This is a genomic window from Domibacillus aminovorans, assembly GCF_001643235.1.
Classification (GTDB): Bacteria; Bacillota; Bacilli; order Bacillales; family Domibacillaceae; genus Domibacillus; species Domibacillus aminovorans.
Map to the genome: position 1 here is coordinate 53,997 of NZ_LQWY01000005.1, position 23,364 is coordinate 77,360.

General features: G+C 41.8%; 23 protein-coding genes and 1 other annotated feature. Of the genes, 16 read left to right on the plus strand and 7 right to left on the minus strand.

Annotated elements, in window-relative coordinates; all coding sequences use genetic code 11:
- The first annotated feature begins 94 nt into the window (after window positions 1-94).
- From AWH49_RS02365 to ccpA, 5 genes are all read left to right on the plus strand, one after another.
- On the plus strand, window positions 95-589 hold the full coding sequence (locus AWH49_RS02365) for a DUF948 domain-containing protein (RefSeq protein ID WP_034286341.1): 495 nt from the start codon (window positions 95-97) through the stop codon (window positions 587-589).
- Between the two features lie 21 nt (window positions 590-610).
- Window positions 611-1,291 (plus strand): YtxH domain-containing protein, encoded by a 681-nt coding sequence (locus tag AWH49_RS02370; protein WP_063964519.1) that lies wholly within the window; start codon window positions 611-613, stop codon window positions 1,289-1,291.
- Window positions 1,292-1,342: 51 nt separating this feature from the next.
- Window positions 1,343-1,663 carry a bacillithiol system redox-active protein YtxJ gene (ytxJ, locus tag AWH49_RS02375; RefSeq protein ID WP_063964520.1) on the plus strand — a complete coding sequence of 107 codons (321 nt, stop codon included), beginning with the start codon at window positions 1,343-1,345 and terminating at the stop codon, window positions 1,661-1,663.
- Window positions 1,664-1,874: 211 nt separating this feature from the next.
- Window positions 1,875-2,951, plus strand: coding sequence for a bifunctional 3-deoxy-7-phosphoheptulonate synthase/chorismate mutase (locus AWH49_RS02380; RefSeq protein ID WP_034286338.1), 1,077 nt, complete (start codon window positions 1,875-1,877; stop codon window positions 2,949-2,951).
- A gap of 78 nt (window positions 2,952-3,029) precedes the next feature.
- On the plus strand, window positions 3,030-4,031 hold the full coding sequence (gene ccpA, locus AWH49_RS02385; protein WP_018394176.1) for a catabolite control protein A: 1,002 nt from the start codon (window positions 3,030-3,032) through the stop codon (window positions 4,029-4,031).
- A 53-nt stretch (window positions 4,032-4,084) separates the two neighbouring features.
- Here ccpA and AWH49_RS02390 read toward each other — a convergent pair whose 3' ends face one another.
- Genes AWH49_RS02390 through AWH49_RS02400 form a run of 3 tightly spaced genes read right to left on the minus strand, consistent with a single transcriptional unit; the run spans window position 4,085 to window position 6,544 of the window.
- Window positions 4,085-5,245: an acetoin utilization protein AcuC gene (locus AWH49_RS02390; RefSeq protein WP_034286335.1), complete on the minus strand. Its 1,161-nt coding sequence runs from the start codon at window positions 5,243-5,245 to the stop codon at window positions 4,085-4,087.
- A complete protein-coding gene (locus tag AWH49_RS02395; protein WP_063964521.1) occupies window positions 5,242-5,889 on the minus strand; it encodes an acetoin utilization AcuB family protein in 648 nt (215 codons plus the stop codon). The genes AWH49_RS02390 and AWH49_RS02395 overlap by 4 nt, the downstream gene beginning before the upstream one ends.
- Before the next feature lie 22 nt (window positions 5,890-5,911).
- Entirely contained in the window at window positions 5,912-6,544 is a 633-nt protein-coding gene (locus AWH49_RS02400) for a GNAT family N-acetyltransferase (protein ID WP_063964522.1), read from the minus strand.
- A gap of 185 nt (window positions 6,545-6,729) precedes the next feature.
- On the opposite strand from AWH49_RS02400, the gene acsA reads away from it, so the two are divergent.
- Both acsA and tyrS read left to right on the plus strand, forming a co-directional pair.
- Entirely contained in the window at window positions 6,730-8,448 is a 1,719-nt protein-coding gene (gene acsA, locus AWH49_RS02405; RefSeq protein WP_063964523.1) for an acetate--CoA ligase, read from the plus strand.
- Between the two features lie 171 nt (window positions 8,449-8,619).
- Window positions 8,620-8,829, plus strand: a binding site (T-box leader).
- A 45-nt stretch (window positions 8,830-8,874) separates the two neighbouring features.
- Window positions 8,875-10,134: a tyrosine--tRNA ligase gene (gene tyrS, locus AWH49_RS02410; RefSeq protein WP_063964524.1), complete on the plus strand. Its 1,260-nt coding sequence runs from the start codon at window positions 8,875-8,877 to the stop codon at window positions 10,132-10,134.
- Window positions 10,135-10,225: 91 nt separating this feature from the next.
- Here tyrS and rpsD read toward each other — a convergent pair whose 3' ends face one another.
- From rpsD to hisJ, 3 genes are all read right to left on the minus strand, one after another.
- Window positions 10,226-10,828, minus strand: coding sequence for a 30S ribosomal protein S4 (rpsD, locus tag AWH49_RS02415; RefSeq protein ID WP_018394170.1), 603 nt, complete (start codon window positions 10,826-10,828; stop codon window positions 10,226-10,228).
- Between the two features lie 238 nt (window positions 10,829-11,066).
- Window positions 11,067-11,546 (minus strand): GAF domain-containing protein, encoded by a 480-nt coding sequence (locus AWH49_RS02420; RefSeq protein ID WP_063964525.1) that lies wholly within the window; start codon window positions 11,544-11,546, stop codon window positions 11,067-11,069.
- A 2-nt stretch (window positions 11,547-11,548) separates the two neighbouring features.
- Window positions 11,549-12,361 carry a histidinol-phosphatase HisJ gene (gene hisJ / locus AWH49_RS02425; RefSeq protein WP_063964526.1) on the minus strand — a complete coding sequence of 271 codons (813 nt, stop codon included), beginning with the start codon at window positions 12,359-12,361 and terminating at the stop codon, window positions 11,549-11,551.
- A gap of 209 nt (window positions 12,362-12,570) precedes the next feature.
- Here hisJ and ezrA point away from each other — a divergent pair, with 209 nt between their 5' ends.
- The 7 genes from ezrA (at window position 12,571) to AWH49_RS02460 (ending at window position 20,185) form a co-directional block, all read left to right on the plus strand.
- On the plus strand, window positions 12,571-14,271 hold the full coding sequence (gene ezrA, locus AWH49_RS02430) for a septation ring formation regulator EzrA (RefSeq protein WP_157723656.1): 1,701 nt from the start codon (window positions 12,571-12,573) through the stop codon (window positions 14,269-14,271).
- A 90-nt stretch (window positions 14,272-14,361) separates the two neighbouring features.
- On the plus strand, window positions 14,362-15,501 hold the full coding sequence (locus AWH49_RS02435) for a cysteine desulfurase family protein (RefSeq protein WP_063964527.1): 1,140 nt from the start codon (window positions 14,362-14,364) through the stop codon (window positions 15,499-15,501).
- Window positions 15,498-16,691, plus strand: a complete 1,194-nt coding sequence (gene thiI / locus AWH49_RS02440) for a tRNA uracil 4-sulfurtransferase ThiI (protein WP_063964528.1) — start codon at window positions 15,498-15,500, stop codon at window positions 16,689-16,691. Before AWH49_RS02435 ends, thiI begins: the two co-directional genes overlap by 4 nt.
- Before the next feature lie 77 nt (window positions 16,692-16,768).
- Window positions 16,769-17,674 carry an EamA family transporter RarD gene (gene rarD / locus AWH49_RS02445; protein WP_063964529.1) on the plus strand — a complete coding sequence of 302 codons (906 nt, stop codon included), beginning with the start codon at window positions 16,769-16,771 and terminating at the stop codon, window positions 17,672-17,674.
- A 74-nt stretch (window positions 17,675-17,748) separates the two neighbouring features.
- Window positions 17,749-18,249 (plus strand): thiol peroxidase, encoded by a 501-nt coding sequence (gene tpx, locus AWH49_RS02450; protein ID WP_063964530.1) that lies wholly within the window; start codon window positions 17,749-17,751, stop codon window positions 18,247-18,249.
- Between the two features lie 86 nt (window positions 18,250-18,335).
- On the plus strand, window positions 18,336-19,334 hold the full coding sequence (locus AWH49_RS02455) for a class I SAM-dependent methyltransferase (RefSeq protein ID WP_034286324.1): 999 nt from the start codon (window positions 18,336-18,338) through the stop codon (window positions 19,332-19,334).
- A 5-nt stretch (window positions 19,335-19,339) separates the two neighbouring features.
- A complete protein-coding gene (locus AWH49_RS02460; RefSeq protein ID WP_063964531.1) occupies window positions 19,340-20,185 on the plus strand; it encodes an EcsC family protein in 846 nt (281 codons plus the stop codon).
- 18 nt (window positions 20,186-20,203) lie between these two features.
- On the opposite strand, the gene AWH49_RS02465 is transcribed toward AWH49_RS02460, so the two are convergent.
- Window positions 20,204-20,524, minus strand: a complete 321-nt coding sequence (locus AWH49_RS02465; protein ID WP_051927818.1) for a hypothetical protein — start codon at window positions 20,522-20,524, stop codon at window positions 20,204-20,206.
- 240 nt (window positions 20,525-20,764) lie between these two features.
- Here AWH49_RS02465 and AWH49_RS02470 point away from each other — a divergent pair, with 240 nt between their 5' ends.
- Both AWH49_RS02470 and argH read left to right on the plus strand, forming a co-directional pair.
- Window positions 20,765-21,967: an argininosuccinate synthase gene (locus tag AWH49_RS02470; protein WP_034286322.1), complete on the plus strand. Its 1,203-nt coding sequence runs from the start codon at window positions 20,765-20,767 to the stop codon at window positions 21,965-21,967.
- 2 nt (window positions 21,968-21,969) lie between these two features.
- A complete protein-coding gene (argH, locus tag AWH49_RS02475; RefSeq protein ID WP_034286321.1) occupies window positions 21,970-23,346 on the plus strand; it encodes an argininosuccinate lyase in 1,377 nt (458 codons plus the stop codon).
- The last annotated feature ends 18 nt before the right edge of the window (window positions 23,347-23,364 follow it).

The following is a 23,364-nucleotide window of genomic DNA, read 5'->3' on the forward strand; positions in this document are numbered from 1 at the left end:
AGGAAAAAAGAGTGTTTTAAAGAATTATATTAGTGTTTAGATTTAGCGGAACAGGGTAATTTTATTAAATATAACATGCAGGAGGTGTCACGGAGTGGAAATCATTCTTTACTTAAGCGCAGCCGTTGCGGCAATTGCGTTTCTTATTTTGGTCATCAATTTGTCCAAAACATTAAAATCAGTCGATAACACGCTCGACACGCTTTCTCGGACAGTAGACCGTCTAGAAGGACAATTGAAAGATGTAACAGCGGAAACAGCGGAACTGCTACATAAAACAAATGTATTAGCTGAAGATGTCCAACACAAAACGGAGCAGCTAAACACAGTGGTTTATGCAGTGAAAGATGTTGGGTCATCAGTTCATAATTTGAACCAATCTCTGAGAAAAGTAACGACAACAGTTGCTTCACAAGTCGAGAAAAATCAGTACAAAATTTCGCAGGCTGTTCAGTGGGGAAACGTTGTAAAACAAATAGTGGACAAGTTTAAAGAAGAGAAAGGACATACGAAACAGGCTTCGCCTGCCAGTCATAACGAAATACTTCCTGTCAGTACAAACACAAATCAGTATCAAAATAATCTATAAAACAAGAGGAGCGTTTTATTTATGAGAAATAATAACACATATGATCAATTCAATATTAAAAAGAACGATGCAATTGCACCACAGCAAACACAATATGAAAATTTAGATTTGAATACAGACCGCTATAATTATAATGATTCAATTAACACAAAAGATTTTATCATCGGTGCATTGTGTGGTGCGTTCATTGGCGCGACGACGGCACTCATGGTCGCACCGAAATCAGGACGTGAACTGCGTGATGATTTGAACGTGCAGGCAGGTTCATTAAAGGAACGCGCAAGCTCCTTGACAGATACAGCTAAAGACAAAACATCTACTTTAACAAAAACAGTTCAGGAGCAGTCTACAGCGATCGTTGATAAAGTAAAATCGCTCAAACCAAGCGGAAGCTCAACAAATTCGGAAACAGCAGAAGGGAAAAAAGAAGAAGCAAAATCTGTTGTTGAAAATGTGGCAGACGCAGTGACGGACAAAGTGGACACAACAGCTGACACGGCAAAAACAAAACTGGATGAAGCGAAAAAAGCATTTGATAAAGTGGAAGAATCAACTAATTCACCATCTGTCACAGGCAATTCTTCTAAGCCGGCCTCTGAAGCTCCAGCAAGCCCGGCTGATAAAGGCATCAATGAGAAGAAAAACGGTGGTTTCAACAGTAATACGAATAATAGCATGAACAAAAAAACATATAATAAGTAATGAAAGAGCCGGGCTGATCCCGGTTTCTTTTTGACTAAAGGAGTTTTTACTATGGAAAAGATTGATGGGATTGCTCAATTTGAACAGCTGCTTGAAGAAAAAAAAGGCTTTTTTTTCTTCAAGCATAGCATGACATGCCCAGTAAGCGCAGCAGCATTTGATGAGTATGAAGCATTTTTAAGTGCAGAAGAAACCGATCAAATAGGATATTACCTGACTGTACAGGATTCGCGTGAACTATCTAATCACATTGCAGAAACAGCAAACATTCGCCACGAGTCGCCACAAGTCATCTATTTTAAAGACGGCAAGCCGGAATGGACCGAATCTCACTGGAAAATCACGAAAAATAAATTAGCATCGATTTATTAAAAACGTTATCCAGACGCAGTTTGTCTGGATTTTTTTAAACGAAAACACTTTAGTGCTTAAAAGCGTTTAATTAATAAAGCAAGTTTTTCGTGACATTTCGAAATGGATGATTTATAATAACGTTAATAACTCGTATCGGCTTTTAAACGGTATTTTTTTGCAGTCAAATGCGAGAATAATTTGAATTTCTACTTGCGGAAGGATGATAAATGTGAGCAATCAAGAACTGGATCAATTAAGAGGAAAAGTGGACGAGATGAATGTCCAAATTTTAAAGCTAATTAATGAGCGTGCTGAGCTTGTACAAGACATCGGCCGCATTAAAGAAAAACAGAGCGTGAATCGTTATGATCCAGTCCGCGAGCGTTCAATGCTTAACACTCTTTTAGAAAAAAATGACGGACCGTTTGAACGTTCAACGGTTGAACATATTTTTAAAGAAATTTTCAAAGCGAGTCTTGAATTGCAAGAAGATGATCATCGAAAAGCACTTCTCGTTTCTCGTAAAAAGAAACAGAGCGATACGGTCGTTACTGTTCGCGGTCATCAGGTGGGCAATGGCACACCGACATTCGTATTCGGTCCATGTTCAGTAGAGTCATACGAACAAGTTGCTGAAGTGGCAAAAGCGATTAAAGGCAAAGGCTTGAAAATGATGCGCGGTGGAGCTTTCAAACCACGTACATCACCATACGACTTCCAAGGTCTTGGTCTTGAAGGATTGAAAATCTTGAAACGTGTAGCCGATGAATTCGATCTTGCAGTTATCAGTGAAATCGTTAGTCCTGCTGATGTTGAAATGGCATGCGAATACATTGATGTCATTCAAATCGGCGCGCGTAACATGCAAAACTTTGAGCTTTTAAAAGCAGCAGGTTCTGTTAAAAAGCCGATTCTTTTGAAACGCGGTCTTGCTGCAACAATTGATGAGTTCATTAATGCGGCAGAATATATTTTAGCACAAGGAAATGATCAAGTTATTCTTTGTGAGCGCGGTATCCGCACGTACGAGCGTGCAACACGTAATACACTCGACATTACAGCTGTGCCGATCTTGAAGCAAGAAACACATCTTCCAGTCTTTGTTGATGTAACGCATTCAACAGGACGCCGTGATCTTCTTCTTCCGGCAGCGAAAGCAGGACTTGCAATTGGTGCAGATGGCATCATGGCAGAAGTTCATCCAGACCCAGCCGTAGCACTTTCAGATGCGGCTCAACAAATGAATTTACAACAATTTGATGAATTTTACACTGAAATTCTTAAATCCATGCCAGTAAAAGCGTAAAATTTAGACTCCTGTGTTTGCACAGGAGTCTTTTTTCGTTAATATAGAGAGAAAGAGACAAGAAGGAGTGAAAGCCACATGAATATTACTATTTATGATGTAGCACGTGAAGCAAGTGTATCGATGGCAACCGTATCGCGCGTAGTAAACGGAAATCCAAATGTAAAACCTGCAACGAGAAAGAAGGTCAATGAAGTTATTGAACGTCTTGGCTATCGTCCAAATGCAGTTGCGCGGGGACTTGCGAGTAAAAAAACAACGACAGTCGGGCTGATTATTCCAGATATCTCAAATATTTTTTATGCAGAACTTGCGCGCGGAATTGAAGATATTGCGACAATGTATAAGTACAATATTATTTTAAGCAACTCGGATCAAAATGAAGAGAAAGAAATGCGTCTTATTCAAACGATGCTTGGCAAACAAGTAGACGGCCTTATTTTCATGGGAAATCACATTAATGATGAGCATGTGAAAGAATTCGATCGTTCTCCCGTACCGATTGTACTGGCTGGATCAGTAGAACAGACAGGCAAGGCACCATCTGTTAATATCGACTATAAAGAAGCAGCGCGTGAAGCTGTTCAGCTTTTAATAGATAAGGGACATAAACGCATTGCATATGTGGCTAGCCCGTTTCATGATGTGATCAATACGGCATATGCGCTTGCTTCGTATAAAGAAGTTCTTAAAGGAGCAGGAATTTATGCAGAAGAGCTTATTATAGAAGGAGACTACACGTATGATTCCGGTATGGAGGCATGGCAGAAGCTTAATGATGTGAACGATCGTCCAACAGCTGTTCTTGTCTATAACGATGAAATGGCGCTTGGTGTCGTCCATGGGGCACAGGATGATGGATTAAATATACCGAACGATTTGGAAGTGATCAGTTTTGATTCAACAAAACTATCGCTTATGGTACGTCCGCAGCTAACAGCGGTTGTGCAGCCATTGTATGATATTGGGGCTGTAGCGATGCGCCTATTGACGAAATTAATGAACAAGGAAGAAGTCGATAATCCGGTTGTTGTCTTACCGCACCGTATTGAAAAACGGGGTTCAACGAAAGCTGAATGAGGGAAAGAGGGTAATGAGGCGCAGTCCCGGGTATAACCCGGGCTGCGCTGTCTTTATTTTTTATGATCGCGCAGCGGATACAATAGCTTTTCCACTGTTAGACGATTTTTCTCGTTAATCTCTTCTTTTCTTGGAATAACGGGATACATATTGTCCGGATCCGTCCAACTAACAGGAAGAGTATAAGGTGCTTTTGGTTGCCACTGTTTGGCCCAGTCCTCAGGAAAGCGATTTATCAAATGAGACTGACCGCTCATTTCCAACCAGAGAAGTGACCATGCACGAGGAACGACCCGCCATATATCATAACCGCCGCCACCGACTGCTATCCAGCGACCATCGCAATATTCATGTGCTAATTTGTGCGCCAGTTCCGGAATACGTTTATAAATATTCATCGATGCTGATAAATGAGTGAGTGGATCATAATAATGAGAATCGGCACCATTTTGCGTTAAGATAACATCAGGCTTAAAAAAGTGTGTCACTTCACTAAGGGTTGTTTCGTACGAATCGAGCCATGATTCATCCTCTGTAAACGCATCAAGAGGTACATTAAATGAATATCCATATCCTTGCCCGTGGCCACGTTCATTTACGTTCCCTGTGCCAGGAAAAAGGTAACGGCCTGTTTCATGAATAGAATATGTACATACATCGGGATCATCGTAAAAAGACCATTGAACGCCGTCACCGTGATGTGCATCTGTATCAACATACAATACGCGCACTTTGTATTTATCCTGCAAGTATTTAATGGCCACTGAGCTATCGTTATAAATGCAAAAGCCTGAAGCTTTGCCGCGGAAGCCGTGATGAAGTCCACCGCCTAAATGAACGGCGTGATTTGCCTTTTCCTGCATGACTTGATCCACTGCGGTTAATGTACCACCGACAAGGAGAGAGCTTGCTTCGTGCATTCCTTCAAACATCGGCGTATCTTCTGTACCAAGTCCATAACTTTCACCATCCGATTCAGATAATTCACCTCGACTTGCTTTTTTGACTGCGTCCACGTACTCACGATCGTGGATAAGCGCTAATTCGTCATCCGTTGCGTTGTGAGGTTCAACGATATCGCTGTCATTTAGTGCACCCATTTTACGAAGCAAATCAATCGTCAACGTAAGCCGAAACTGATTGAAAGGGTGATTTTCTGAAAATCGATAGCTTAATAATTGATCAGAATGTACGAAGACGGCATCATGTTTCATAAACAAACTCCAGGCATATTTGGCCAGAGAACATGATGTCCTGCTTTTTTCAAATCGTCGATCACCCCGACTGGATTCATCGTCCGGACACGAAACGCAATGACCTTATAGTTTTCATCATTTCGATCCGGATAAATGAGAACACTGTGAATATTGGCACGCCGTTGATTAAGTACTTGCAAAATTTCAAACAGCATACCGGCTTTATTCGGCACTTTTACTTCAATGCGTGAGCCGGGCTGATTAACGCCCGTTAGCTCAACAAATGTGTGCAATACGTCAGTTTCGGTTAAAATGCCAACCATGTCACCATTTTGAACGACTGGTATGCAGCTGATGTTATGTTCATAAAGCGTCGTAGCAGCATCTTCTACAAAATCGAGTGGGTGGCCGGTAATGACATTTTTCTTCATAATTAAACGGAGCGGTTTATTTAATTCGTCTTTTCCCGTTTCTTTTTGCAAAATCGAAGGCGTTGCATCTTTAATATCACGGTCGGTCACAAGCCCGACGAGTGCACCTTCTTCATTCGTAATGGGGATATGGCGAATTTTATGATCACGGCAAAGCTGAAGAGCTGTCGCGATCGTATCATCCGGTGAAAGCGTATGTACGTTTATTTGCATAATTTCCTCTACAATCATCTGTCATCCCTCCCTCATTCAATTAATACATAAACCGATTCATGAACCTTATTTGATCAAACTTTTGAATCGAGTCTTGATTAACACGCGCACCGATTCTCACCATTAAGCAGTTAGCAGGGTGGGAGCTGATTTCAGGATCATCGGTTGCATACCAAATAAGGCCGCCGGCGCCCATCATTTTTTCCATTATTTTTCTGTATTCCCACACATTCAAACCGGTTCCCTTCAGGTCCCAGTGCCAGTAATATTCGGTTGTGATGACAATGTAATCTTCCATTTGATCATCCATCATGGCTACTCTAAGCATGTTTTGGCCGACACGTGCACCGCGAAATTCAGGAGCTACTTCAATCGCCCCAAGTTCGATCAAACTATCCAATTTCGCTTCAGCCCAGCGTTCAAGCGGGTCTGGGTATAAAAATGTCACATACCCGACAATGGTATTCCCGCTTCGTGTAATAATAATTCGTCCCTCGGGAAGTTCTGCAATTTCAACGAGTGCTTTGTGTTGTTGTTCGGGTTGACGAAATGCGACAAGCCCTTCATGAAAATCATATTGGGAAAGTGATTCTGGCGTGACAGGCCCTTCAATAAATAGCTTGCCAGCCGGTGTCTCCACTTCTGTTGAATAATACGTTCTACTATGTTCCATTAAATCACCACCTTTACAATGATCTGCATTTAACATTATACTTCATTATTTATAAAAAAAAGCGTTATCAATAAATATTCAAAGAATCAACATAATCTTGACAAAAAGAATTTTGAAAAAATTGAGAAAAGATTAAAAGTATTATATAATATTTTTGTTAATCTATACATAAGGGGGAATCGATTATGAGATTGGAAGCGCTCCCAGCAGGCCAGGGGAATTATAATTTAAAAAGTTATGAAGATACATATGCTTCTTTTGATTGGAAAGAAGCAGAGAAGGCTTTTTCATGGTCTGAAACAGGAAAAGTAAATGCTGCTTATGAAGCGATTGACCGTCATGCTGAATCTGGCAAAAAAGACAAAGTGGCCCTTTATTATCGCGATGCGAATCGGAATGAGAAATACACATTTGCAGATATGAAAGCGAACTCAAACAAAGCAGCTAACGTGTTAAAAGAGTACGGAAATGTAGAAAAAGGAGACCGTGTTTTTGTTTTTATGCCGCGATCACCGGAACTTTATTTTGCCGTTATCGGAGCGATTAAAGCAGGTGCCATCGTAGGCCCATTATTTGAAGCGTTTATGGAAGGGGCCGTCCGTGACCGTCTGGAAGACAGCGAAGCGAAAGTGATCATTACGACACCAGATTTGCTTGAACGTATTCCAGTGAGCAAATTGCCGCATCTTGAAAAAGTATTTGTCGTGGCAGGTAGTGTAGAAGAAGACGACAAACATATTGATTTTCAATCGAAATGGAACGAAGCATCAGATGAGTTTGATATTGAATGGGTGGATCGTAACGACGGCTTGCTTCTTCATTACACATCAGGTTCAACAGGCAAGCCAAAAGGTGTTTTGCACGTACATAATGCAATGATTCAACAGTATCAAACAGCGAAATGGGTACTGGATTTACAGGAAAATGACGTCTATTGGTGTACAGCTGATCCGGGCTGGGTAACAGGGACAGCTTATGGCATCTTTGGACCGTGGCTGACAGGTACAACAAACGTCATTGTTGGAGGACGCTTCAGTCCAGAAGCATGGTATGGAACAATTGAAGAATATAAAGTGACAGTCTGGTATAGCGCACCAACGGCATTCCGTATGCTAATGGGTGCAGGCGATGAAGTCGTGAAAAAATTTGATCTATCTTCACTGAGACACATTTTAAGCGTTGGCGAGCCGCTTAACCCGGAAGTCGTCCGCTGGGGCAAAAAAGTATTTGACTTGCGCATCCATGACACATGGTGGATGACTGAAACAGGCGCACAAGTTATTTGTAACTATCCGGCAATGGATATTCGTCCAGGTTCAATGGGTAAACCGATTCCAGGTGTGAAAGCAGCGATCGTTGATGATCAAGGAAACGAATTGCCTCCAAACCGGATGGGGAACCTCGCAATTAAAAAAGGCTGGCCATCTATGATGACGGCGATTTGGAACAACGAAGCGAAATATGAGTCCTATTTTATGCCGGGTGACTGGTACGTGTCAGGTGACTCTGCATACATGGATGAAGACGGCTACTTCTGGTTCCAAGGCCGTGTTGACGATGTCATTATGACAGCGGGTGAGCGCGTCGGACCGTTTGAAGTGGAAAGCAAACTCGTTGAACATCCTGCTATTCAAGAAGCAGGTGTGATCGGGAAACCAGATCCGGTTCGCGGTGAAATTATTAAAGCATTCATCGCGCTTCGTGACGGCTACGAGCAGTCAGATGAATTAAAAGAGGAAATTCGCCAATTTGTGAAAAATGGACTTGCAGCACACGCCGCACCACGTGAAATCGAATTCCGTGACAAGCTTCCAAAAACACGTTCCGGCAAAATTATGCGCCGTGTCTTGAAAGCATGGGAACTCGATTTACCAACAGGTGACCTTTCTACAATGGAGGATTAATGAGTTTTTAGCTGCCCTGATTTTTGGGGCAGCTTTTGTTTTTGTGAATGGTCACAAATAGGCTTGAGTGTTTAGAAAACACTGTGAACGGTCATAAATCAAGATGAGTGGTCGCAAATTCAGTTTGACAAACAGAAATAAGCCGGCTACAATGTTTCTGTGTATAAAATAAACAAAGCGTTGAACGGAATAAGTAGTCCGCTGTCACTGTTCTTAGAGAGCTTTCGGCCGGTGAAAGAAAGCACAAACAGATGGATGAATTACCTCCCGGAGCTTCCACCGTGAACATTTAGTAGCGGTTGACGTAACCGTCGTTACCGGTTTAAGTGGAGAAATCAAATTTCTCAAGTTTGGGTGGTACCGCGCGTTAGCGTCCCTGCATAATGATGCAGGGACGTTTTTTGTTTGAAAAAAGGAGAGATAAACATGGAATTGTTAGAAGATTTAAAGTGGAGAGGCATCGTCTATCAGCAAACAGATGAAGAAGGTATTGAAAAAGTACTTAAAAAAGAAAAAATTGCGCTATACTGTGGTGTCGATCCGACAGCTGACAGCATGCATATTGGCCATTTGCTCCCATTTTTAACGCTGCGCCGTTTTCAAAAACACGGCCATAAACCAATTGTATTAGTCGGTGGGGCAACAGGTACGATCGGCGACCCGAGCGGTAAAAAAGAAGAGCGCACATTGCAGACGATGGAGCAAGTGCAAAAAAATGTTGATGGTTTGAGTATACAGCTGGAGAAAATTTTTTCGGTGGAAGGCGATAACGGTGCGCTCTTAGTGAACAACTATGACTGGATCGGTTCGATGGACGTTGTCACATTCCTTCGTGACTTCGGAAAAAATATTGGCGTCAATTACATGTTGGCGAAAGATACGGTATCATCACGCCTTGAGAGCGGCATTTCATTTACAGAATTTGCGTACACGATTTTGCAGGCGATGGATTTTTACTACTTGAATAAAAATCATAACTGTCGCATGCAAATTGGCGGAAGCGACCAATGGGGCAACATTACGACTGGACTTGAGATGATCCGGAAAATGAACCCGGAAGCGGAGCAGGCGTATGGATTTACAATTCCGCTTGTCACAAAATCAGACGGAACAAAATTCGGCAAAACAGAAAGCGGCGCAATCTGGCTCGACCCAGAAAAGACATCTCCGTACGAATTTTATCAATTCTGGATTAACACGGCAGACGCGGATGTGGTTCGATACTTGAAAATTTTCACTTTCTTGGAGCAGGCTGAAATTGAAGCGCTCGAAACATCTGTAAACGAAGAACCGCACCTTCGCAAAGCGCAAAAAGCACTCGCAGAAGCAATGACGCGTCTTATTCATGGTGACGATGCATTAAAACAGGCAGAAAGTATTACGAAAGCGTTATTCAGCGGCGATATTAAATCATTATCAGCGAATGAAATTGAGCAAGGATTGAAAGATGTGCCGACATATGTGCAAGAGGGAGAAATTCCAGCCATCGTGGATCTTCTTGTTGCAGCAGGTATTTCACCATCAAAACGCCAGGCGCGTGAAGATGTGCAAAATGGCGCTGTTTCAATTAACGGAGAGAAAATGACAGATACAGCATATGTATTGTCGAAAGAGGACAAAGTGGATGGCCGTTTCACAGTCATCCGCCGTGGGAAAAAGAAATACTACTTAATTCAATATAAATAATGAAAAGAGCTGCTCAGAATATTGGGCAGTTCTTTTGTTACATAATAAAACCGCCAATCCTAAACGGAAAGGCGGTTTTATAAGCTTGCTATTAACGAGAGTAGAACTCAACGATAAGTGCTTCGTTAATTTCAGCAGGAAGTTCTGAACGCTCCGGAAGGCGCGTGAATGTACCTTCAAGTTTGTCAGCGTCAAACGTCAAGTAATCAGGTACGAAGTTGTTTACTTCTACTGCTTCTTTAACGATTGCGAAGTTGCTTGATTTTTCACGCACGCCGATTGTTTGACCAATTTTCACACGGTAAGATGGGATGTCAAGACGTTTTCCATCAACAACAACGTGACCATGGTTAACAAGTTGGCGGGCTTGACGACGAGTGCGAGCAAGACCAAGACGGTAAACAAGGTTATCAAGACGTGTTTCAAGAAGAATCATGAAGTTCTCGCCGTATACACCTTTCATTTTGCCAGCGCGATCGAACAAGTTACGGAATTGACGCTCAGTCACGCCGTACATGTGACGAAGTTTTTGCTTCTCTTGAAGCTGCATTCCATATTCAGACAATTTTTTACGCTGATTCGGACCGTGTGGACCTGGAGCGTAAGGGCGTTTTTCGATTTCTTTACCTGTACCACTTAGTGAAATGCCGAGTCGGCGGGATAATTTCCAGCTTGGACCTGTGTAACGAGCCATAATATGACTCCTCCTTTAATGTTTTTATTTTGTTGTAAAATAAAAACCGGTGTGAATTAACTGCCAGCACATTTTGTTTTCATGCACCATCGCCCTGCAGCAACGGGTTACACGATGCCCCTTTTCCGGATCATGCCGGACAAAGAAACAAAATGAAATCAAAACAGCATACACATAGGCTGCATTTATTTTACACAAAGAATAGTATATAACGCACAAATACTACTGTCAATCTTTTTTAAAGGAAACGAGTCAGCACGTTTGCAAAGTGCGTGAGACCAATTTCATCTTCTTCTTCGAATCGGTTCACTTCTGGACTGTCAATATCAAGTACACCGATCAGTTCACCATCTTTTACAAGAGGCACGACAATTTCCGAGCGAGATGCCGCGTCGCACGCAATATGTCCGGGAAATTCATTCACATCAGCGACACGAATCGTTTTTTGTTCAAATGCAGCCGTTCCGCAGACCCCTTTTCCTAATGGAATACGGACGCAGGCAGGTAATCCTTGAAATGGGCCAAGGATAAGTTCATGGCCATCATATAAATAAAATCCGACCCAGTTGATTCGGTCCAGAAATTGGCCGAGAAGTGCAGATGCATTGCTTAAATTCGCTATTTTGTTTGGCTCGCCTGCTAAGAGTGCTTCCAGCTGCTTCGTAACAAGTGCATATTGCTCCTGTTTTGTACTAGAATAGTGAATGTATTGAAACAAGATTAAACACTTCCTTCTATTAATATAAGATCTATTTTGTCGAAACCTTGTCCGATGCCAGCTGCTGCATGCGCATCAGATCCATAAATAAGGGGGATACCGAGTGAACGGGCTGAGCGCGCAATGTGCTCAGGAGGATAGGATTCAAGACAAAGCGGTTTGACGGTGCCAGCTCCATTGTAATCTAATGAATAGCGGTTTTTTTTCACTGCTTGTAAAATCGCCGTGATACGGTCATCAAATGATACATGACACGGATACATACGCTGAAATTTATGAACAAGAGTCATATGTCCAATGCGGTCTGGTTTAAATGCGCCAAGATTTGCCTCGACTGATTGCAACAATGTGTCATAGTACGATGTATAGACTTCTTCAACTGATCCGAATCGTTCTACTATGATACGAAACTCATCTTCGCTAAAATCAACACAGTAATAGCGGTCTGCATGGCGCAAAAAATGCACCGATAAAATGCTATCATCAAGGTGTGGTCCATATTCATTAAGTAGATTAGTTGTATCTTGCTCAAAACCTTCGATAAAATCAACTTCAAGACCTGTTCGAATACGGATTGACGATTTATACTGTTTTTTCGCTAATTCGACATCTTTTAAATATGATTCCAAATCGATCCAGTCCATTGCACTGTCCCGTTCAGGTGCGGGATCGATGAAGTTTTTCGGAAGCGGTGCGTGCTCGGTGAAGGTAATATCGGTAAATCCGCACTCAATTGCGCGTTCAACATATTGATTAAGTGAATCTTTTGATCCATGCGGACAATAGATAGTATGAATATGCCCATCTCTAAACATATGCTAAATCTCCTTTTTAAAAAATTTGTTGGCCTTTTTGACATTTTTTTGCGAAAACTATGCGAAAAAACACAAGTTCCCATCCAAAAAATGTGTAGTCGTGCTATTATTAATACTAGTGAAATTATACGTAATTGAACTAAAGGACGCAATGTGTGGCGTCTATTTTACATATATCTTATTTATTCGTTGTTACGAGGGGGCTTATGATGGTGAAATTCGTCATTGGAGCGGTAGTTGTCGTATTGATTTTACTCATTTACATAATAATGACTAGGAAAAAAAATGCGACGGAAATTGATCGACTGGATATGAAAAAGACGGAGCTTCTGCATCGTCCTGTGAATGAAGAATTGACAAAAGTAAAACGGCTCAACATGACCGGACAGACGGAAGAACTGTTTGACAGATGGCGTGCAGAATGGGATGAAGTTGTAACGGTTGATATCCCTGCTATCGATGAAATGTTATTTGAATCTGAAGGAAAGATAGATCAATTTCGGTTCGGTACAGCAAAAAAGACGAATGCTGACATTGCCAGCCAACTCGATCAAATTGAGAAAAAAGTGGATGGGATTTTAACTGAACTTGACCAACTTGTGGGCAGTGAAGAAAAAAACCGGGCCGAAGGGGAAGACATGCATGCACGGCAGCGTGATGCTAGAAAGCGGCTTCTTGCTCATCGTCATACGTTTGGGAAAGCAGCATCTGTTCTTGAAGTGCAGTTAGATGTATTAACAGGGCGTTTTGAAAAATTTGCTGACTTAACAGAGGATGGGAATTATCTGGAAGCACGTGAATTGTTGATGGAAATTCAAGTAGAAATGGATAAGATCCAGCATAAAATGGAACGAATTCCGGTATTGATGACAGAAGTAAATCACATATTGCCGGCACAATTGAATGAAATTGAAAACGGCTATAAAGAAATGAAGCAGGACGGTTATTTACTTGACCACTTGCAAATTGAAAAAGAATCGGCTGGGTTAAAAGAAGATCTTATCCGTTGTCGTGACTTTCTCGTAAAAACGGAAGTGGAAGAAACAGAACTCATCGTAACAGATGCGAGAGACAGCATTGAATTTTTCTATGATTTGCTTGAAAAGGAAGTCATAGCTCGGCACAATGTTATGAAAGATGAAGGGCAAACTGGTTTAATCATTGATGAGATAAGAGGATATAATAGCGATTTAATTGAAGAAACAGATGTTGTGAAACAAAGCTATCAGCTGGACGAGGAAGAGTCAAGCGTACCGCGCCATCTGGAAGAAGAAATTTATCATCTCGAAAAACAATATGAAATTTTACATGGACGGATTGTGGAAGAAAAAACGGCTTATTCGTTTTTATACGATGAATTGAAAGATATTCAAGCACGGATTAACGAAATGAAAAAAGAGCAGGAAGGATTTACAGCCTTTTTGCAAACGCTCCGAAAAGATGAAATAGAAGCAGGAAAAGAATTACAGTCATTGAGGCTGCATGTACAGCATATTACACGTAAAGTGAAGCAAAGCAATTTGCCTGGGCTGCCGGATTATTACAGCGATATGACGGAAGAAGCACGTCTTCGATTAAAGGAAACGAACACCTATTTAAATGAAAAGCCGCTTAATATGAAAGCTGTCCGTGAGAAACTGGATGCAGCGAAAGGCGCGATCGATCATTTGGCGAATAAAACAGATGAATTAATTGAGCAAGTTGCGCTGTCTGAGCGAATGATCCAGTTTGGCAACCGATACCGGCGGACACATCCATCAATCGAGTCAAAGCTAAATGAAGCAGAAATAGCTTTCCGTCATGCGGATTACGGAAAAGCACTTGAATTATGTGCCACGGCGATTGACAAAGTCGATTCAAAGGGATTAAAAAAATTCGATGCGCAATATAACGAAGAGCAAAAAAAATAAAGAAACAGCCGCCTCGAAATAAAAGAGGCGGTTTTTTTTTAGTTGATGTGCTAACATGGATAGGTGAAAAAAGATGAGGGGTCTTAAACAATGATTTATTATGATAATAGTGCGACGACGATGCCGGATGCGTCGGTCATGGACACGTTTGTGAAAGCAGGCATTCGTTTTTTTGCAAATCCGTCCTCTTTGCATTCACCAGGGATGGAAGCCGAGCGATTAATAGAAAAAGCACGTGAACAAATTGCTGAATTAATGGGCGTGTCTGCAGATGAAATCATATTTACTTCCGGAGGCACAGAATCGAACAATCTGGCGATAAAAGGGGTTGCCTCTTTTTATAGAGGCCGCGGTCGCCATATCGTCACGACGATGATCGAGCACCCGTCTGTATTTGAAGCATGTCGTGACCTTGAAAAAGGCGGATACAGTGTTACATATGTAAAGCCAGATGAAAAAGGATTGGTCCGAAAGGAAGATATTGAACAGGCGATCACAGATGAGACGATTCTTGTATCCGTTATGCATGTGAATAACGAAACAGGTGCTGTACAGCCAGTCAAAGAGATTGGGAAGCTATTGAAAAAATATCCGTCTGTTCTATTTCATGTTGATGACGTACAAGGATTTGGGAAAGTGCCGCTTGATTTACAGGCAGCGGGTGTGGACTTATTGTCTGTATCTGGTCATAAATTACATGGCTTAAACGGAACAGGTTTTTTATTTAAGCGACATGGTGTACATGTTGCCCCTCTTTTTTCTGGTGGCGGACAGGAGCGGGGTGTTCGGAGCGGTACAGAAAATGCAGCGGGAATTGCATCACTAGCAAAAGCGATTCGTCTTCTGCAACAAAGTGATCCAGAAAAAATAAGAGTGCTGACGGAATTCATTCGCGGTCAGCTATTAAAGCGTGAATGGGTTGTTATTCATACACCGCTTCAGTCAGCCCCGCACATACTTCATTTTTCCATACCTGGTATAAAAGGAGAAGTGCTTGTTCATGCGCTTGAGAAGGAAGAAATTATTGTTTCTACAACGAGTGCATGTTCGTCAAAGCAAAATAAGTCAAGTCGGATACTCGAAGCGATGAATGTAAGTAGAGAACATGCCGCGTCTGCTATTCGAATCAGTCTTTCGCGGTATAATATAATCAAAGAAGCAACACAATTTATTGACGCATTGGACCGCATCGTGCCGGTTCTGGCGAAAAAAAGGAATGAACGAACATGAACTATGACCGCATTTTAATCCGTTACGGTGAAATGTCGACAAAAGGGCGCAATAGGAGCAAATTTACAAATAAAATGAAATCAAATATTAAGCGGCTGCTCGCGGATGACCGCATTCAAGTGGAAGCGCAGCGTGACCGCATGTTTATTTATTTAAATGGTGCCTCATTTCACGAGGTGAAAGAACAGCTTTTGCACGTGTCGGGCATTCAATCATTCAGTCCAGTTGTGAAAACGTCTCAGGACCTTGATGAAATGAAAGAAGCGGCACTTGGATTGATGAAAAGAGCAATGATCGGTACGACGACATTTAAAGTTGAAACACGCCGAGCTGATAAAACATTCCCGCTTGATACACACGCGTTAAATCATGAAATTGGCGGTCATGTATTACGAGGAACAGAAAATTTAACAGTCGATGTACATCATCCGGATCTCACACTTGTTGTTGAAGTACGTCAGGAAGCGGTCTATTTGTCTTGTGAATCGTATCCAGGAGCAGGCGGGTTGCCAGCAGGTGCTGCAGGTAAAGCAGTCTTGTTATTATCTGGCGGTCTCGATAGTCCTGTCGCAGGCTATATGATGATGAAACGTGGTGTCGAAATTGAAGCAGTCCACTTTTTTAGTCCACCGTATACGAGCGAACGGGCGAAGCAGAAAGTGATTGATTTAGCGGACGTATTAACGAAGTATGGGGGCCATGTACGCTTGCATATCGTCCCATTTACACACATTCAAGAAACGATACATAAGCAAGTACCGGAAAATTATACGATGACGTCAACGCGCCGCATGATGATGCGAATTGCCGACCGTATTCGTGAACAGACAGGTGCACTTGCTATTGTGACGGGGGAAAGTCTTGGGCAAGTTGCAAGCCAGACGATGGAAAGCATGGCGGCGATTAATGATGTCACAAATACACCGGTCTTGCGTCCGCTTATTGCGTCAGATAAGCTTGATATTATGGAAGTGGCCCGTAAAATTGGTACGCATGATATTTCCATTTTACCATATGAAGACTGTTGTACGATTTTCACACCGGCCGCACCAAAAACACGGCCAAGAACAGAGAAAGTCCAATATTTTGAAAGCTTTCTCGATTTTGAGCCGCTTATTGAACAAGCTATACGTGATACAGAAACGATCATGCTGCCGAAAAAAGAAACAGAAATCGATGACTTATTATAAGATTAAATCCCGTCTGAAATATGGCGCGGATTTTTACTGAAAATGATTTTAAGTATGGAAGGAAATCAGGTGCAAATATGCAACATGAAATGAAAGCAGGTATTTTGTTTACAGCCGCTTCTTATGTGATGTGGGGGCTTATTCCGATTTACTGGAAAATGGTCACGCATGTGTCAGCATATGAAATACTGGCCAACCGAATAATCTGGTCGTTCGTTTTCATGATCGTCCTGCTTGTCGTCTTAAAAAAGTTAGCCCCATTGCAGAAGGTATTAAAAGAAATAAAAATGTATCCGAAAAAAGCACTCGCACTCGCCGCTGCTTCATTTTTAATTAGTATAAACTGGTTCGTTTATATATGGGCAGTAAACCATGATCAGATTATTGAAACGAGTATGGGGTATTATATTAACCCGCTTATGAGCGTGTTGCTTGGTATTGTTGTGTTAAAAGAAGCACTGTCGAAAACGCAGATTTTGTCGTTTCTTCTTGCTGCAGGGGGTGTGCTTATTATGACATTTTCATATGGTTCTTTTCCATGGGTATCGCTTTCGCTGGCGACCTCATTTGCACTATATGGTCTCGTGAAAAAAATAATTAAAATGGATGCATCAGTCGGATTAACAATTGAAACGGCTGTTGTAACGCCACTAGCCCTTCTTTATCTTGTATATGAATCGATGCAAGGCAGTCTTTACTTGTTTTCAGGTAATCTAAAAACGGATTTGTTTCTAATGGGCGGCGGGATATTGACAGCTATTCCATTGTTGTTATTTGCAAATGGCGCGCAAAAGATACCGCTGTATATGATTGGTTTTTTGCAATATATTGCCCCGACAATGACATTGTTACTTGGCGTGTTTGTGTACAAGGAGATGTTTACCCAATCGCAAATGCTGTCATTTGTCTTTATATGGAGCGCGCTCGCTATGTTTACATACGCCCAAATGAAGGGAATGCAAAAGAAAAAAGCAGTGGCTTAACTCTTTTCCGTTGCAATCGCTATAACATGTTCTGTATGATGTATGTATACTGCTGAATTTGGAGGGAATTATACATGGCAAACGTAACATTTAAAGGAAATCCAATGACATTAATTGGTAACGAAGTGAAGGTAGGGGACAAAGCACCTGATTTTAACGTACTTGCAAACGATCTATCTTCAGTAACTCTTGCAGATACAACTGGTAAAGTCCGCTTGATCAGTGTTATACCTTCGATTGATACAGGTGTATGCAGTACTCAAACACGCCGTTTTAACGAAGAAGCAGCAAAAGTGGACAATGTTCAAGTATTAACCGTCTCTGCTGATCTTCCATTTGCTCAAGCACGCTGGTGTGCAGCTGCAGGTCTTGAAAATGTAAAAACGTTGTCTGACCACCGCGATTTTTCTTTCGCGGAAGCATATGGTGTCGGTATGAAAGAACTTCGTTTGCTAGCACGTTCTGTATTCGTTGTCGACTCGAATGATACTGTTACATACGTAGAGTACGTCGGTGAAGGAACAGATCATCCAAACTACGATGCAGCGATCGAAGCAGCAAAAGCAGCAAACTAATTCAGTTCAGGCTCGTTTTCTCAGCCGGCTTTGACATTTTGTCGGAGCCGGCTGTTTTTTGCGAAAAGAAAGAGAGGATTTTAATTATGAATCAAGAAGTATCCATTGAACAATTATTTTCAGTGTTCGATGAATCGGCTGTATTACTGGGCCATGCACTGTCGATTACATACTTGGAGGCACTCGGTGAAACGGCAGAAAATTTGTTTCATGGCTATGTCATGCAGGAAGAATTAAACGATGTAGATGAAAAACGTCTTCAAAAATTATATGATAATGTGAATCTGGAACGCTATTCCTATTCAAAAGAATTGATCCGTAAATCATATCAGCTGGCGATTTTAAAAGGTATGAAAGAGCATGTACAGCCGAACCATCAAATGACGCCTGATTCAATCGGTATATTCATTTCCTATTTAATGCGAAAAAGTAACGGCAGCAAAAGAACGTTTACACTTCTTGATCCGGCGGTTGGAACAGGTAATCTTGTGATGACTGTACTAAATGAATTTGATGAAATGGTGGAAGCGCATGGGATTGATCTTGACGATGTCTTATTAAAGCTTGCGTATGCAGGAGCAAATCTGCTGCAACATCCCATTACGCTTCACAATCAGGATGCACTTGAACCACTATTAATCGATCCAGTTGATGTTGTCGTCTGTGATTTGCCGATCGGCTATTATCCGAATGACGTGCGAGCAGCGGCATATCGTTTAAAAGCAGATAACGGTCATTCGTATGCACATCATTTATTTATTGAGCAAAGCTTGAACCATATAAAGCCTGGCGGACAACTATTTTTTATTATCCCGAATGGACTATTTGAATCGGCAGAAGCAAAAAAACTGCAGTCATTTTTAACAGAAGAAGCGTACATTGAAGGAGTCATTCAGCTGCCGGAATCATTATTTAAAAACAAGCAGGCAGCTAAAAGTATTTTAATGATGCGTAAAAAAGCACCGGGGGTGAAAAAACCGAAAGAAGTACTGCTTGCGTCCATGCCATCTTTGACCGATAAAAAAGCGATAGCGAATATTATGCAAAAAATTGACCGCTGGTTCAGCGCTCAACAGAAAGGATGACGTCGATGTGGACAGAACGTGACCGTGCTTACTGGGACAGGCTTATGAGCTGGGAGCAGCAGCTTATTTCATATGAAGGAAATGATATTGAATATTCTACGGCCAGTGTGATTGAGCGACTTATGCAGGAAATTCCGGAAAACATGCGTGACCGGGTATTTTCACAAATAGACAATGTATTGTTTAATGTGCATTCTTTATTGCAAGGTTCGCAGCTGCAAACAGAAGCACGTGAACGCATTTTAACATCGGCGCGTATTTTTCGAGATGATATTGAAACGGTGCTGGATTTACGCAAGTTGACGATCGATCAACTTAGCTACATAAACCGCCAGCAAATGGCAAGAAACCGGTTTTATTCTGCGGTGCAAGGAGCGGTCACTGGAACAGGCGGCGTACTGCCTGTTGCTGCAGATTTTCTCGCAATGGCTGCAGTCAATTTACGTGCAGTGCAGCTCACAGCACTTTCATACGGCTATGACGTCGAGTATCCATTTGAAATGACGGCTTCATTAAATGTATTTCATGCTTCGATGCTGCCAGACCGTTTAAAAGCAGAAGGGTGGGCACAGTTAATAACAGACGTGGAGGATGGCAAAGAACCTTTTTATTTTTATGAAGGAACAGAACATATAGCGGATGAATCGTGGCTGGAAGAACCGCTCCGTCAAAGTGTGAAGCTCGCTGTGGTTATGGCGCTCCGCAATAAAAAAGTATCAGGTATTCCACTCCTGTCTGTGGCAATTGGTGCTGGCGTGAATTACCGTTTAACGAAAAAAGTGACCGAATTTGCGGAAAGCTATTATCAATACCGCTATTTAAATGAAAAAAAAGAAAGAACCGGGAGATAATGCCGGTTCTTTCTTCAGTTAGGAATGAATTTTTTGTCGTGCATCAACTCCATTTACATCTGGTACTGTACGAAACCAGAGCCATAGGTCATTAATGATGGAGGCAAGTTCGCTAATCTCCGTGTTCAACTGGCATGAAGCGGCAAAACTATCTTCATTATTTAATGCATCCTGTTTTTCGTTGATTGATCTTTCCAGCTCTTGAATCCGGTCAGGAATCGTTCCTCGTTCTGTTTCCCATTTATGCATAATCAGCTGCTGTTCTTCAAGTCGGTATTCCGTCCATTCACGTGTCAGAATAGGAATGGAAATACCGAGCCGATCGTCATACTGAAACATCATATCACCTACTAAAATATTTCTTTCTATCTTAATAGATGTCACGTGAAATGGCAAAATCGGTGTTTATCCGGCTTATACATGAATTCTACATAAATACACAAAAAGGTGTATTTTTTTCTGAAAAGCACTTGAAAGGAAGGGGATAACATGATATTCTTTATACATGTTAACAGAATAAAAATAAAAATTAATGAATATTTATACTAGCTTTCGCAACTTAGAGGAGGAAAAAAGTAAATGAGTAATAAAGTCGTTCTGGCTTATTCAGGTGGTCTTGATACATCCGTCGCGATTCCGTGGCTGAAAGATAAAGGATATGACGTTGTGGCAGTATGCCTTGATGTTGGAGAAGGAAAAGATCTTGAATTTATTAAAAACAAAGCGCTTCAAGTTGGTGCTGTTAAAAGCTATATGATCGACGCAAAAAAAGAGTTTGCAGAAGATTTCGCGCTTGTCGCTCTTCAAGGGCATACATGGTACGAAAACAAATATCCGGTTGTATCCGCATTGTCTCGTCCGCTTATCTCCAAAAAATTGGTTGAAATCGCGGAGCAAGAAAATGCAACAGCTGTTGCCCATGGCTGCACAGGAAAAGGAAACGACCAGGTTCGTTTTGAAGTAGCTATTCGCGCACTGAATCCGGATCTTGAAGTGTTAGCACCTGTTCGTGACTGGGCTTGGTCACGTGAAGAAGAAATTGAATACGCGAAGCAGCACAATGTTCCGGTTCCAATTGGAAAAGAAAGCCCGTTCTCAATTGATCAAAATCTTTGGGGGCGCGCGAATGAGTGTGGCGCGTTGGAAGATCCTTGGGCAGCACCGCCGCTTGACGCATACGACTTAACGGCTCATTTAGAAGATACACCGAATACACCAGATATCATTGAAATCGACTTTGAAGAAGGCATTCCAACAGCTGTAAACGGTGAAAAAATGGAATTGGCTGAATTAATTCTTCATTTAAATGAAGTGGCAGGCAAACACGGTATTGGTCGTATTGACCACATTGAAAACCGTCTTATTGGTATTAAATCACGTGAAGTGTACGAAACGCCAGGCGCGACAACACTGATTACAGCACACAAAGAGCTTGAAGATATTACGCTTGTAAAAGAACTTGCTCACTTTAAACCAGTTATCGAAAAGCGTTTAACTGAAATCATTTATGATGGTCTTTGGTTCAACCCGATTCGTGAATCACTTGTGGCTTTCTTAAAAGATACACAGAAATATGTAACAGGGACAGTGCGTGTGAAACTCTTTAAAGGCCACGCTATTGTTGAAGGAAGAAAATCGCCATATTCATTGTATGATGAAAGCTTGGCAACTTATTCTAAAGACGATGCGTTTGACCATGCATCAGCAGTTGGCTTTATCAACCTATATGGCCTTCCAACAGTTGTCAGCTCACGTGTTCATAAAGAGAAGGGGCTTAAGTAATCATGACAAAAAAGTTATGGGGCGGCCGGTTCCAAAAATCAGCGGAAGAGTGGGTAGACGAATTTGGAGCGTCCATCTCATTTGACCAGGAGCTCGTTTTCGAAGATATCGAAGGCAGCATCGCCCACGTGACCATGCTTGGTGAAACAGGCATTTTAACAAAGGAAGAAATGGATCAAATCAAGACTGGACTTGAGGTTTTAAAGAAGAAAGCTGAAGCCGGTGAAATCGAGTATTCGACTTCTCTTGAAGATATTCATTTAAATTTAGAAAAAGCATTGATTGATTCAATTGGTCCGGTAGGAGGAAAGCTTCACACTGGACGGAGCCGTAACGACCAGGTTGCAACCGATATGCATTTGTACTTGAAGAAGCAAGTCAAAGAGATTATCGGCCTTATCAGCCAGTTCCAGTCTGTTTTAGTGGAGAAAGCAGACAAACATAAAGAAACAATCGCGCCAGGTTACACTCATTTACAGCGTGCGCAGCCGATTTCATTTGGACATCATTTAATGACATACTTCTGGATGCTGCAACGTGATAAAGAACGGTATCAAGAAGGGTTGAAACGTATCGATGTGTCTCCGCTCGGGGCAGGGGCACTTGCTGGTACAACGTTTCCTATTGATCGTAAACGTTCAGCTGAATTATTAGGCTTCTCTGCTGTGTATCAAAATAGCATTGATGCTGTCAGTGATCGTGATTTCATTTTAGAATTTTTAAGTGCTTCATCGATTTTAATGATGCATATGTCCCGTTTTGCGGAAGAGATTATTCTCTGGTCGAGTCAAGAGTTTCGCTTCGTCGAGATGGACGATACGTTCTCAACCGGTTCAAGTATTATGCCGCAAAAGAAAAATCCGGACATGGCGGAGCTTATCCGTGGCAAGACAGGACGTGTCTATGGCAACCTGTTCAGCTTGCTGACCATTTTAAAAGGCATTCCACTTGCATATAACAAAGATATGCAAGAGGATAAAGAAGGCATGTTTGATACCGTACATACGGTTCTTGGCTCTCTTAAAATTTTCGCTGGCATGGTCGATACAATGACGGTAAACGAAGACCGCATGAAAGACGCTGTGAACAATGATTTCTCAAATGCGACTGAATTAGCGGATTATCTTGCTGCAAAAGGCATTCCGTTCCGCGAAGCGCATGAAATTACCGGCAAACTTGTCTTCACGTGCATTCAAAAGAACTGCTTCTTGCTCGATCTTTCAATGGAAGAGCTGAAAGAAGCGTCCAATGTGATCGAAGAAGATATTTACGGTGTTCTATCTCCTTATGAAGCGGTTAAGAGAAGGAAGTCTCTTGGCGGCACTGGTTTCGATCAAGTCGAAAAACAGATTCAAGCGGCGAAAGAACTACTTAAATAAAACAAAAATCCGCCAAAG

Bases quoted from the DNA above. Each gene is read 5' to 3' on its own strand.
- AWH49_RS02390 (WP_034286335.1), bottom strand. From the start codon at position 5,245: ATGAAACATGATGCCGTCTTCGTACATTCTGATCAATTATTAAGCTAT.
- AWH49_RS02370 (WP_063964519.1), top strand. From the start codon at position 611: ATGAGAAATAATAACACATATGATCAATTCAATATTAAAAAGAACGAT.
- AWH49_RS02465 (WP_051927818.1), bottom strand. From the start codon at position 20,524: ATGTTTCAGTATGACGATCGGCTCGGTATTTCCATTCCTATTCTGACA.
- ytxJ (WP_063964520.1), top strand. From the start codon at position 1,343: ATGGAAAAGATTGATGGGATTGCTCAATTTGAACAGCTGCTTGAAGAA.
- tpx (WP_063964530.1), top strand. From the start codon at position 17,749: ATGGCAAACGTAACATTTAAAGGAAATCCAATGACATTAATTGGTAAC.
- thiI (WP_063964528.1), top strand. From the start codon at position 15,498: ATGAACTATGACCGCATTTTAATCCGTTACGGTGAAATGTCGACAAAA.
- ezrA (WP_157723656.1), top strand. From the start codon at position 12,571: ATGGTGAAATTCGTCATTGGAGCGGTAGTTGTCGTATTGATTTTACTC.
- rpsD (WP_018394170.1), bottom strand. From the start codon at position 10,828: ATGGCTCGTTACACAGGTCCAAGCTGGAAATTATCCCGCCGACTCGGC.
- acsA (WP_063964523.1), top strand. From the start codon at position 6,730: ATGAGATTGGAAGCGCTCCCAGCAGGCCAGGGGAATTATAATTTAAAA.
- AWH49_RS02460 (WP_063964531.1), top strand. From the start codon at position 19,340: ATGTGGACAGAACGTGACCGTGCTTACTGGGACAGGCTTATGAGCTGG.
- rarD (WP_063964529.1), top strand. From the start codon at position 16,769: ATGCAACATGAAATGAAAGCAGGTATTTTGTTTACAGCCGCTTCTTAT.
- argH (WP_034286321.1), top strand. From the start codon at position 21,970: ATGACAAAAAAGTTATGGGGCGGCCGGTTCCAAAAATCAGCGGAAGAG.
- AWH49_RS02395 (WP_063964521.1), bottom strand. From the start codon at position 5,889: ATGATTGTAGAGGAAATTATGCAAATAAACGTACATACGCTTTCACCG.
- hisJ (WP_063964526.1), bottom strand. From the start codon at position 12,361: ATGTTTAGAGATGGGCATATTCATACTATCTATTGTCCGCATGGATCA.
- ccpA (WP_018394176.1), top strand. From the start codon at position 3,030: ATGAATATTACTATTTATGATGTAGCACGTGAAGCAAGTGTATCGATG.
- AWH49_RS02435 (WP_063964527.1), top strand. From the start codon at position 14,362: ATGATTTATTATGATAATAGTGCGACGACGATGCCGGATGCGTCGGTC.
- tyrS (WP_063964524.1), top strand. From the start codon at position 8,875: ATGGAATTGTTAGAAGATTTAAAGTGGAGAGGCATCGTCTATCAGCAA.
- AWH49_RS02470 (WP_034286322.1), top strand. From the start codon at position 20,765: ATGAGTAATAAAGTCGTTCTGGCTTATTCAGGTGGTCTTGATACATCC.
- AWH49_RS02455 (WP_034286324.1), top strand. From the start codon at position 18,336: ATGAATCAAGAAGTATCCATTGAACAATTATTTTCAGTGTTCGATGAA.
- AWH49_RS02400 (WP_063964522.1), bottom strand. From the start codon at position 6,544: ATGGAACATAGTAGAACGTATTATTCAACAGAAGTGGAGACACCGGCT.